Origin of the sequence: Danxiaibacter flavus, assembly GCF_041060425.1 — a bacterium.
GTDB lineage: Bacteria > Bacteroidota > Bacteroidia > Chitinophagales > Chitinophagaceae > Danxiaibacter > Danxiaibacter flavus.
The window spans coordinates 484,676-497,220 of the sequence record NZ_JAULBC010000006.1 but is presented as its reverse complement, the minus strand read 5'-3'; the positions used below and the strand labels follow the sequence as shown (position 1 = coordinate 497,220).

General features: G+C 40.6%; 7 protein-coding genes. 4 read left to right on the top strand and 3 right to left on the bottom strand.

Annotated features, from left to right (window positions below; all coding sequences use genetic code 11):
• The first annotated feature begins 151 nt into the window (after window positions 1-151).
• From QTN47_RS19160 to QTN47_RS19145, 4 genes are all read left to right on the top strand, one after another.
• Window positions 152-2,197, top strand: coding sequence for a hypothetical protein (locus QTN47_RS19160; RefSeq protein WP_369331021.1), 2,046 nt, complete (start codon window positions 152-154; stop codon window positions 2,195-2,197).
• 236 nt (window positions 2,198-2,433) lie between these two features.
• Complete coding sequence (locus tag QTN47_RS19155; protein WP_369331020.1) at window positions 2,434-2,691, top strand: hypothetical protein; 258 nt, start codon at window positions 2,434-2,436, stop codon at window positions 2,689-2,691.
• 150 nt (window positions 2,692-2,841) lie between these two features.
• Window positions 2,842-3,690 carry an alpha/beta fold hydrolase gene (locus QTN47_RS19150; RefSeq protein WP_369331019.1) on the top strand — a complete coding sequence of 283 codons (849 nt, stop codon included), beginning with the start codon at window positions 2,842-2,844 and terminating at the stop codon, window positions 3,688-3,690.
• 224 nt (window positions 3,691-3,914) lie between these two features.
• Window positions 3,915-6,377: a mechanosensitive ion channel domain-containing protein gene (locus tag QTN47_RS19145; protein ID WP_369331018.1), complete on the top strand. Its 2,463-nt coding sequence runs from the start codon at window positions 3,915-3,917 to the stop codon at window positions 6,375-6,377.
• 268 nt (window positions 6,378-6,645) lie between these two features.
• On the opposite strand, the gene QTN47_RS19140 is transcribed toward QTN47_RS19145, so the two are convergent.
• The 3 genes from QTN47_RS19140 to QTN47_RS19130 form a co-directional block, all read right to left on the bottom strand.
• Complete coding sequence (locus QTN47_RS19140) at window positions 6,646-7,467, bottom strand: glycoside hydrolase family 16 protein (RefSeq protein ID WP_369331017.1); 822 nt, start codon at window positions 7,465-7,467, stop codon at window positions 6,646-6,648.
• A 494-nt stretch (window positions 7,468-7,961) separates the two neighbouring features.
• Window positions 7,962-10,691 carry a hypothetical protein gene (locus tag QTN47_RS19135; RefSeq protein ID WP_369331016.1) on the bottom strand — a complete coding sequence of 910 codons (2,730 nt, stop codon included), beginning with the start codon at window positions 10,689-10,691 and terminating at the stop codon, window positions 7,962-7,964.
• Window positions 10,692-11,480: 789 nt separating this feature from the next.
• A complete protein-coding gene (locus QTN47_RS19130; RefSeq protein WP_369331015.1) occupies window positions 11,481-12,452 on the bottom strand; it encodes a 3-keto-disaccharide hydrolase in 972 nt (323 codons plus the stop codon).
• Between the last annotated feature and the right edge of the window lie 93 nt (window positions 12,453-12,545).

Below are 12,545 nucleotides of genomic sequence, written 5' to 3'. Positions count from 1 at the left end.
ATGAACTCAGTGAAAATGCTGTGACTTCAACCAAAGTCACCAGCCAGAAATATAAATACACTCAAAGGAGCTTGCCGAAAATCCTGATAAGAGTAGGCAAAAAACGCCTTGCTGTTAACTTACAAAACAGCATGCTAAAAAACTTTAAACCATGGAAATCAGAAAAGAGTTACAAGAGCTCAGACTTGGCTTCAACGCATTGTATGCTTCGGAGCACCCTTCTACATTGGAGTATGTGAAAGTATTCAAGGACAAACTTGCTGCATATTCCGGAAACATCTTTTACGAGGAATTGAAATCAGTATCTTATCAGCCTGATCTAAAGAGACTGGAAGCTATTTTTGCAACCAAACAGGAATACGGGTACCTGGGTAATTTATGTACCAACGGCTCACATGCGTATGTACGTTTCTATCTTGACTACGGCGCCGGCTGGGAAGACCAGGGATACACTGGCGTAAACCAGCACGACATACCAACGAGTACAGATTGCAGGCAGAACCCGGAGAAGCCGCTGTCTTATTCTGCCTCACTCAACATTACACCCAAAACCAATTTTTGTAACGTACATGTATTGCCGAAGGTTAGAGCAATTCTTGAATGGAATAAAATTCCACCAGCCAACTCACCCAACTACCATTCAATTTGGGGAAACACTTTCGACGATCGCGTACAGATCAAGCCAAGGCGGAAGATTATTTTTGAAAAATTAGATCTTTCCCAACTAATTGAGACAGCCATTATTCAGCCCAACCTGACACTTTCAGATGCCGCAAAAACATTTGCCGGCGGAGATGCATTATTACAGCAGGTACAATCCACACTAGCCTTACAACCACTAGACATTGGTACGCTTGCAGGCCTGTATAAAGGAACCGTGTCCGTTGGCCGTTTTGCCTTGCAACATGTAAAAGCATCACTGGACACAACAGACTCTAACATTATCTCGCAGAATATTGAAAGCTTTAAGCAATACGGCATCAACTGGGTGGATATTCTGAACGAACTTTTCAAAACAAAAGCGGATGTTTCTTACGAGCAACTGGAATCTGTTGGCCTCGATTATAATCTTGAACAACTGGTTGCTTCCGTTAGAATCAAAAGACCCAGCGGCTACTCAGGAGATCTTTGCACACATGGCAGTTACGAGTATGTATCATTCTGGGCTGACCTGAACAATGATTGCAACTGGCATCATCTGGGCACCACATCCATCAACGTGCACGACCTTTCTGATATTCCTGCGGGAGGATTGTCTTATGCAGCTGTGCTGCCATATGATTTTAATTCAATCAGAAAACTCTGTGCCAATCCCGAAGTTGTAAAAATACGTGCGGTGCTTTCATGGAATGTTGAGCCTTCTAAAACCGATGCGGATAAACTTGAATATTGGGGCAACAGGGTTGACGCATACGTACAAATCAGACCAGGAATCGGCACCGGTGAACTGGAACCTTTAATGAGTATTGTAGGCGGCATAACCGTTAACGAGATAAACAATGCTACCGGCTTAACAATACCTGGCGCTAAATTCGCTTTAAACCAGATCGGGGTGTACAACCACAGTCCTTTCGGCGGCGTTATTGTTATACAGGGGCCATCTTTCTTCGGCCACAACTACCGTATTAAAGTCACCAATACAGCTACAAGCGCTTCATACTATTTAACAAACACATTTGCTACAACCGCACTTGCTCCGGCTCCACAGTATGTGCAAACGCATTATGTGAGCATCAACGCTTCAGGTTATTATCCTTACCAGGAATATCATAACAACATTGAAAGCGTTCTGGCAAGATGGTCTCCCGGAACAAATGATCTGTTGAAGCTTGAACTGGAAATTGAAGGCGTTGCAGGCGTATTCACAAAATACATTCAAATGGATAACACTGCGCCTGACATACACCTGAGTGTTGACGACTTAGGAGATTGTACACACTATGCAGTAGGCGCGCCTATTACAGCAACCTATTCTGTATACGATGCACATCTTCAGAGTTACGCACTGGTAAGCACTTTTGGCGGCCCGGCAGTGACAGGCAATTCGAATGCTTCAGGCTCACATGTATTCGCAACAGCAGGAGCAACAACTCCTTGTGGAAAGATCTATCTGAGTGCAGTAGAAAAGACCATTTATGATAGCCAGTGGACAGGCAATAATGTTTATAACGAACGTATTATTTGCCTGAAGAAATAAGGAATGAGGGATGAGGTGTAGGGTGTGAGGTGACAGGTATCAGGTATCAGGTGTCAGGTGTAAGGTATCGGGCTTTGGAAATAAGGTATGAGGCATAAGGTATGCTGTTATATACCTATAAAGTCGATACCACTTGACTGCCTTACACCTTAAACCTACCTTACACCTCAAACCTTACACCTTACACCTCAAACCTTATACCTGACACCTGATACCTAACACCTAAAAACCTAACCATGTGCAACTGTGGAAACAAAAGCGCAGCCTTTATTGCGGCGCAAAAAGATGGACATTTCAGCCATGCAGGCAATCTGCAACAATCCAGGCAACCAGCAGAAGTGAAACTTGAATACACCGGAAGAACAGCTTTAACAACTACGGGCATTGTAACAGGAAGAACATATCGCTTTAATAAACCCGGCGATATATTGTATGTTGATTATCGTGATAGTTTAACCATGATGAATATACCTGTATTAAAAAGAAGATCCTGAAAACAATTCCCCGTTATTAAGTTCTTTGAAATTTGCATTAATGTGTCGCGCGCTATTTTGCGTTGACGCAATGCACCCGCAAAACTGTCGCACCGGCACACTGAATTACAAGTTTAATCGCATTAGGTTTGTTCAACAAATGAAGATGTTATGAAACGCGGATCCTTTTTAACTTTACTTGTAATCATTATAAGCCTTACGCAAATGAATGCACAGGAAAAAGCTACAGGACATTATGCTGCTGTAAACGGCCTGCAAATGTATTATGAGATCCACGGCAATGGATACCCGTTAGTACTTCTGCATGGCGGCGGCTCAACGATTGAAACCACATACGGACATGTATTGCCGGAGCTTGCAAAAACGCACAAAATAATTGCGGTAGAACTTCAGGCACACGGCCATACAAAAGATATTGACCGGCCGTTAAGCTTTGAACAGGACGCCGATGATGTGGCAGCATTACTCAAACAACTTCAAATCAGCAAAGCCGATATTATGGGGTTTAGTAACGGCGGCACTACCTCCCTGCAAATTGCAATCCGGCATCCGGAGCTGGTAAATAAACTGGTATTAATGTCTGCCTGCTCTAAACGCGAAGGCATGCTTCCCGGTTTTTTTGATGGCTTTGATAACGTAAAATTGAGTGCCATGCCAAAACCACTGCAGGATGCTTATCTTAAGAGTAATCCGGATCCGAAAGGATTGCAGGCAATGTTTGAACGCGACGTAGCAAGAATGGCAAATTTTAAGGATATTGATAATTCGCTCATACACGCTATTCAATCACCTGCACTTGTTTTAAATGGATATAGAGATGTCGTCCGTCCGGAACATGCGCTGGAATTGGCACGACTTTTACCAAACGCCCAGGCAGCCATCCTGCCGGGTGGTCATGGAGATTACATAGGCGAGATCTGTGCACCCAACCCAAACAGCAAAATTCCTTTGCTTGTAGTTGAAATGATAAATGAATTTCTTAGTGGCAGTGATCGTTAACCCAGGGATTTAAAATAATAAGCTCGGATTGTCCCTAAAAACGCGATTTCCCGATCGTGTTTTTTTACGCTATATCCTCATCATATGCATGGTATTTATTATTTATCCCTTGTAAACTAATTATATATATTAGCAGAACCAGGTCAACCAAGACCTGTACAAAAGAACCAGTTTTACAGATAGCGCTCACCACGCTGTTTAAAAAGCTATAACCATTTTATTGTATGCTCCCTGTAAGAACACTGCTATTGTTTGTATGCCTGGGCTTCACCTTAAATGCTATTTGCCAGCAGACGGATTCTATTATTCAAACACAGCCAACGGACACTTTAAGAGCCAATAAGTTCCAGCACAGAATTAACCTTGTGAGGGAAGGTATAAAGGCAACCAATAAAAAATACGCCGAAAAATACCAGTCCGGGAAGCTGGTTATCCAACAGAACAGAGTGCTGGAAGAGATGAAGAAAGTGAATCAGCAGGCCAAAAACTTTATAAAAGAAAGGTTGGATACGCCGCTTATAAAAAAAGACATTGACCATGTTCAACAGTCACTCGAAATAACCAAAGATGGTGTATTCAGCAATGTCGGAACTTCCCAAACCCAACGAAATCTTACCGTTACAGAAACCATTTTATCAAAGCTCCTCAACTTAATGTCCAAACACAAAATAAGTGTAGATAATTATGCCAATCAGTTAACAGCTTTCAGAAATAAAATTGACTCACTTTCAACAGACAGCAGCTTATATGAAGTACCGGGAGATTCTATTCACTTTGTGCAATATGTCAAACACATATCAGTTCTTGCCAAAGAAATGAGCCCTATTGATAGCGCGATAGATAAATCATTAACTGCAATACAGGACCTTCAGCTAAAAGTAGATGTAGAAGTGCTGGAACTAAAAGGACTTATTGAAGATGTTGGCGTTTACAGAAAAGACCTGTCATTATTAACCTTTAAACGTGAATTTGGCAACATTTGGTCACCGGTTTTATACAGCAGGCCTATTAGTGAAATTGTATATCATTCCTTTGCGAAAGAAAAACTTACATTACAATTTTATACTGGCGACAGCATTGGAAGAATAGTAGTTCTGCTGCTTTTAATTGGGATCGTGACTATATTTCTGCGGACACTTAAGCAAAAGATAATAACCGGCGACAACGAAGAGGGGCTGCACAACGGGCACCTTGTTATCAAATTCCCATTTTTATCAGCATGTATAATCGTCATAAGCCTGTTCCAGTTCTTTTTTCTTGACCCTCCCTTTATTTTTAGTTTTTGTTTATGGATGATCAGCCTTGTTTGTCTCATTTTCATTTTCAAAAATTACATATCCGGTTACTGGATGAAATTCTGGATTGTGCTGATCGTCTTATTCATCCTCGCCAGTGCAGACAATTTTTTGTTACAGGCTTCCAGAGCAGAACGATGGATTATGCTGGGATTATCATTAACAGGTATTGTGTATTGCATCAATATATTACTCAAGGGAAAATTTCATGAGTTAAAAGAAAAAAGAATCGTCTATTTTATTGTTTTTGTGATTCTTTTGGAGATTGCATCTGCCCTGTTTAATATTTACGGCAGGTACAATTTTTCAAAAACCTTGCTGATCATGGGCTATATCGGAGTTGTGATCGCTATTATGTTCCTGTGGGTAGTCCGGTTAATAAATGAGACGCTTTATCTTTCCTCTAAGGTTTATACAACTCCCGATAAAAAAATGCTGTACCTCAACTTTGATAAAGTCGGCAAAAAAGTACCTGCTTTTTTTTATGTGTTGCTTGTTGTTGGCTGGTTCATACTCATTGCAAAAAACTTTTACGCATATAAACAGATTGTGGCACCCTTCAATGATTTTCTTAATGCTGACCGAACCCTTGGCGATTATACGTTTAGCATATACGGGCTTTTCATATTTCTGTTGATCATGTTTTGTGCAATGGTTTTGTCACGTATTGTATCTTTCTTTGCTTCTGATACAGAAACGACGGATCAACAAAAAAAAGGTGCATCTCTTGGCAGTTGGCTACTGCTTATAAGGATATTGATCATCTCTCTTGGATTATTTCTCGCCATTGCTGCTACTGGTTTACCTATTGATAAGATCACCATCGTAATTGGCGCATTAGGTGTTGGTATTGGCCTGGGCTTGCAGGGACTGGTCAATAATCTTGTAAGTGGATTAATCATCGCTTTTGAAAAACCGGTTAACGTAGGTGACATTGTTGAACTGAATGGTCAAATAGGAATAATGAAATCAATCGGTTTTAGAAGCAGCATTATTACGCTGTTTGATGGCTCTTCTGTTGTTATCCCTAATGGTGATATTCTCAGCCATCATGTTATTAACTGGACGATGTCTAAAAACAAAAAAAGGCTGATCATTCCGGTTGGTGTTTCTTATGGTTCTGACCTGGAAAAGGTGCATGCAATACTTGCAACAACGATGGATAATGATGACCGCATACTTAAATATCCGGAACCAATTGTGTTGGCAAGAGGATTTAATGAAAGCGCGGTTGACTTTGAATTAAGATTTTGGGTAAAACATATAAAAGACTCTTTCGCCTTAACAAGCGATATTATTTCACGGATTGATCTTGCCTTCAAAAAAGAAGGAATTGTAATACCGTTTCCGCAACGGGATGTGCATTTTCGTTCGCCGGGAAACACCGAGTGAAGTAGTAATGGAGAATTGAAAGTCAACAATTGAAAATGTGCGAATGAGCGAATGAGCGAATGTGCAAACGTGCAGAGGTGTAAATAGCTGTTGTAATGGATAGGAAAAAATCGACAATTGAAAATGAAATTGAATTGCAGGAATGCTTATAATCTACAACGCCCAAATATAATTTTAAATGAATGCGCGCACGCATACTTTCCACATTCGCATATTTTCACATTCGCATATTCACACATTTGCACATTCGCACATTTTAAATTGTCAATTATTGATACACTTTCACCCAGTCAATAATCATTTGCACGGGCAAGTGACCGGGGTTAATTGATCCAACCCAGTTGCCGCCGAGCTGCATATCCAGTAACACATAAAACGGTTGGTCGTATGGCCATTGAGAAGGATCAACGTCCTTCACACGCGGATAGGTAAAAGTTTCCTGTCCATTTAATGTAAACACGATTTTGTCAGGATACCAGTTAATGCCAAATGTATTAAATCCAGACACATCCAACTTTGCCGTACCAAAATGTGGCGGATTATTTGGCTGTTTAAGCTCGAGTGTGTAATAAGAGTGTGTTGTCTGGTAAATAATGCTGTCAAAATTCAGGTGTTCCATTATATCTATTTCGCCATTCCGGGGATACTTTCCATACTTTTCCTGTTCAGCAAGCATCCACATCGCAGGCCACGCACCCTTGCCACATTCCAGTTTGGCGCGGATCTCAATTTTTCCATATTGAAAAGCAAATTTGCCTTTGGAGTAAATGCCTCCCGTCAGGTAACGGCTCGTGTCATTATTTTTGTCCGGATTGTTTATACCTCGTAAATACAGCATGCCATCTTTAAGCGCATAGCATTTATCGTCATAACTCATATGCCGGTCCCAGTCAGCAGTACCGCGGGGAACTTTTGTCCATTTAGTTGTGTCTATTGATATTCCGTCAAAATTATCCTGCCAAACAAGTTGCCAATCTTTTGCTTCATTGTAATTGGTTTGAATAAAAATGCGGTTGTCTTTTTTCTGTGCATTTAATACCTGGCACATTAAACATAACGCTATTAAGGGAACAACAACTAGTCTGGCCATTTTCAACATCGTTTTTAAAATAGATCCGTTAGAAAGATGCAGCATTTTTGAAAATTAGAACAAGTCAGTGATAAATCATCCATCAATCGATTGCGTGTTCTAAGAATTGTCAATTTCAAGCGCTCAAAAATTTCATGATCAGATCGATATTTGTGAGACCTCTCCTGTCGTGATAATGACGGATTTGCATGCAAGCATACGCTCTGTGAACCTCCGTGTTTGCTCTGTGTAACTTTTTTGTTACACGGAGAAACAGCCGAAGAAGACACAGTGCTTTTGCGATAAGTATCTGTCATCTCATTTTGGATTGTGCATGCCGCATGATTGACTCGAGGTGAAGATGCGGTTCCTGACTTACACATCATTGCCATCTTGTTACCAGTGCTGTCATGATTACTTTTCCTGATATACCAGGATCGTGATGCCGACCACAGCAGACATCTCCCAAAGCTGACGAAGCTCACTTGACAAGACGATATTCAATTATCAGTTCTCTATTTTTTAATTTCACCCATAACATTCAAAGGCATGCTTAGCACACCCATGCCACCATTAAAACCCACCCCTTGTAAAACAATAACATAACCGCCTTTGCTCTCTGATGTATAGAAAGAAACATTGGCTTCACCTTTTTCGTTGGTTATAATTTCAGGATTCCAGTATACCGTTGAACGCAGATCAGGGAAGATCGTTTTTTCTTCAGGTAATGAATAACGCGGGCTGTAAAACTGCTTACCGAAAACCGGCGCCAGCGGCTTATACAAATACATGCCCGGTGTTTTTTTGAGAAAGGGTCCTTGTCCCGTTTTAGTCGTGATCTCAACAAAAGAAAAGTCAACCGTTACCGGGCTTGAGTTCATTCTTTCCGCCGGTGTAAGATAACTTGCCTTATAAGCTGAATTATATTGGGGCCGGTTCATTATTTCAATTCCTTTAATATCTTCCGCAGAAAAATACTTAAGATAGGAATCCAGGAAAAGAAGGTAATCATTAAACGTTGCCGCCGTTGGCTGATAAAAGAAATGCAGATCAACACCATCAATAATAAAGCGGACAACATTTGAATTGATGAGATAACACCACTGGAAAGATTTTGGCGGCGTCCCTAGCCGGAAACCTGTCACCTTTGCCTTAAGCACATCCAACAACGTTTCTTTTGGCGTTTTATCCAACATCTTTTCTGTGATTGTTTCATCAGAACCTCCGTTTTCATTCAGATTTTTGGACCCGGGAATTCTTGCCTTTGCGGTAACAACCACTTCCTGCAAAAAATTCCCTTCAGCCTTCATTTGCTCCACCATCTTTGTACGGGTGTTGATATACTGTTTCGCAATTGTGTCAAACAAAATATTATCTCCTGAAAAAGCTATTTTTTCGGAGCTGTATAAAGGGTAAGTAGGCGGTTCAAGGTCAATACCAACATTGAAGGCTTTACCTTTTTTATTGAGTGCACGAATCACCAGGCTGACACTGTCTTTTGTAAATTCAGGAAAATTTGCAAATGTAAACACACCTTCATCGTTGGTGACAGTATCAAGAAAAAACGCATCGCGCCATCCCTCTTTTCCAAACAACGTAACGCTTGAATTCTTAAACGGTTTATTGAATATGTTTGAAACTTTACCCGTAACAGCAAACGCAGTTTCATGTTGATAGGCCCAGCTACTGTTATCCCAGTTATAACTCACCCAGCCCTGGGTTAACATTAATGCATCAGTGGCTGCTGACCTTGAATTTTTGATATAATAATAAGGTTCCTCTATTGTTCCTTTCAAATCTGAGCTCAGCAACATATAGCTCAATAAGTTCTCCATATTCTCAGCCACACTCACCTGGCTCGTATCTATTACTGCCATGGAAAAATGTCCGGGTATATATCCGTTATTCACATCGGTCACTTTTAATGCTAGCTGAACACTATCCTTTATTCCATATGCAGGCTTGTGTGATGATAGATTCAGTTTTAATGCATCATTGTGCCAGACAAATACAGAACGTTCGTTAACAGGCTTCGCTGTTTCATCATACAATGTAATATGTACCACCCCGGAGGAAAATACCTTTTTTGCAATTTTAAGTTCATAAGGCGGCCTTAAGCTTCCTCTTGCATGTATCAACCCTCGCATAGAAGCAACAATAAAAAATCTTTTACCTGCGAGATCCGGACTCGCATCAACTTTTATTGCAAGACTATCTCCGTCATCAGTTACACGCAATAATGTTCCCGATGGTTGTGGAGATGGTAAAGAAAACATAGAGCCATTTTCAAGAAATGCAGTGTACAGCTGATTGAGCTCAGGCGTGAATGACACTACTCCCATGCCTTTAAACGCTGAGGCAAAACTGGTTACCTCCTGCCCTTTTGAATTCTTAATCACGCCCTTTACCTCAGTTCCCTTGCCATAAACATTTAAAGCTTTGAACCCGAGCTTCTGTTCTTTGCCTGCAATAAAAGTTCCTCCTTCGGGCAAAAACTGCAGATCAACATATTGTTTGTCATTTGACTTAACAGGTGCCTGCACCAACAGATTACCCTTGTCAAAGATCTGGAAAACCAAATCCTTTTTTTCAGGAACATTGGTCAGCAAAGTGTCTATAAAAAGATTACCGGAATAATCGGTGGTCATTCGTGTTTGAAACAGATCCTTCTTATTTGATCTCAGCCGGATATTGACTCTTTTATTGGACAGCGTTTGATTCTCCCTATTTTTCAAATTGGCGGAAAGTGATAGCCGGTTATTTTGAAACTGAAACTCCTTAAACGCAATGGCCCACTCTCCTGACGAGGGATCTATTATTTTAAACCGGCTTTCAAAAAAAAGAGCGTCACCGAAGTTGCGCATCCATTTTGTATAGGCGCGCAACAAATAATTGCCTTGCTTGAAATCATCCTGGCTCAATGTTATGTTGCTATAAAAATTACCACCGTAACAAGGCGTGCTTACGCGTTTAATAACTTCATCCTGCGCATTGATTATTTCTATATAAGCTATTCGGCTGCTATCACTCCCCAAATTTTCATTGGCAGTTAACAGGTATCCTTTTAGCCAGATTGTATCATTGATCCTGTAAAATGGTTTGTCGTAATGTATGAATAGTTTTTCCCTGGGGCGATCTGTATTTATACTGTTCCAATTTAATATTCTTTGATTCAGTTCGTCCAACTGACCGAAGCAAAAAACAGTTACCAGAGAAAGAAATAAAAGCAATGCAAGATGTTTCATCGTCAGGCCTGGTTGATTTAAGCAGTAGATTGCAATATATGTAAAAGATTAAATAGTATTTGTTATAATATAACGCGATGATCGCCAGGTACCGCAATTTAATCTGTAATTTTAAACATGACGCTTTATGAAGAAAGAGCCTTTCAGGAAACCATCTCGGCAAAACAGCGATGAATGCTTACAGAATGAGAAAATTTGAAAAGATGTGAACAACCGAAAGCTTAAAGCTTAAAGCGCAAAGCCTAAAGCTGACCGAAGCGAAGTTTTTTAAACCATATAAGGCATATAAGAAAATATAAGAACTTTTGCTCAGGATAATAATAACACTTATACGAGAATATATTTACTTAACCCACCCGGACCTTCACCGTTGACTATTGACTATTCACTAGTTGTATAGAGGGCATATAAGAGCACATAAGAATTTTGCCTGCGATAATAATTGCACTTAAATGACTTTACATTTACTTAGCCAGCCCGGACCTTCACCATTGACCATTCACTATTCACTAGTTGTATAGAAGGCATATAAGAGCACATAAGAATTTTGCCTGCGATAATAATTGCACTAAAATGACTTTACATTTACTTAGCCAGATTGGACCTTCACCATTGACCATTGACTATTCACTAGTTGTATAGAAGTCATACAAGGAAATAGAAATGCAAAATTGGGGTAGCTTCTTTAAAACAGAAGAGAAGGTTTCCCTGCAAAAAAATGAACCACATAAAGCAAGAACCTTAAATATTCTTATATGCCTTATATGGTTCAAAAAAAATAAAAAAATTTTACTTAGCTGGTGTAATAGTTATGTTCCTGAACTCGATCGGACCATGATCTCCCTGGAAATAAATGGGGCCTGCATCACCTTCCCTGCTATCCAATGCGCCGCCGGTAATACCAGGAATCTCCTGGTTGCAAATAATGGTTTTACCATTTGCAACGATTGTAACCATGCGGCCAACCAATGTTATATCAAAGCTCTGCCATTCACCGGGATTGCCCACAGCCATTTCGCTTGGCACAAGAAAACCGTACACACCACCAAATAAATGACTGTTTGGATGATCGGTTTTCGGGTTATCAATGATCTGTGTTTCATACCGGCCTCTCAAATAAACGCCGCTATTGCTTCCTTTCTGATAACGGAATTCTACATGCAATTTGAAGTCGTTAAAAGTTTGTTCAGAAATCAGGTTAGCGCCTGAGTGAGGGCTTGTGAGTATGCCATCTTTTACTATCCATTGATTTTCTTTACCGACAGCTTTCCATCCTGTCAGATCTTTTCCATTGAACAGCTTGATAGGACTGCCCCATGCTGGTGCTGATGCCCTTTTCAAATCGGGCGCTTTTACTCCGGTAAAATTGACGATCTGCCCTTCGCTTGTATGAATTGTTCCGCTAATACCAGACTCTGTAACGTTTCCTTCAAGTGTAAGATCGCGATCTTCCTGCTCCCATTGTGGAGGAATGGCAAAGCTGAATTTACCGTTATCATAGTTCACTTTTGAAATGGGCCTTGCACTTCCACCGGTGCTTACAAATCTGCCTACCAACGTGCGGAAACCGGAAAGTTCAACTTCCAGCCATGACGGATGATCCTTACCATTCTCATTAACGGTGATATCCCATCGCCCTATGAGCGCCCCGCCTTTAACTGTTTCGGTTTTGATGGCTGATACCTGCGCAGAAACACTGTTGGTTGCGAGACCAAGACCAGCGCTGCATATCAAACATGCAATAATTCGTTTTCTATTCATGTCTATATTTTGTTGAAGAAAGAAATAAAGATAAGTGTTTGAAGAATTGCCGCAAAGTTGCGAAACGCTATAGCCGCAACATTTTATTCTTTT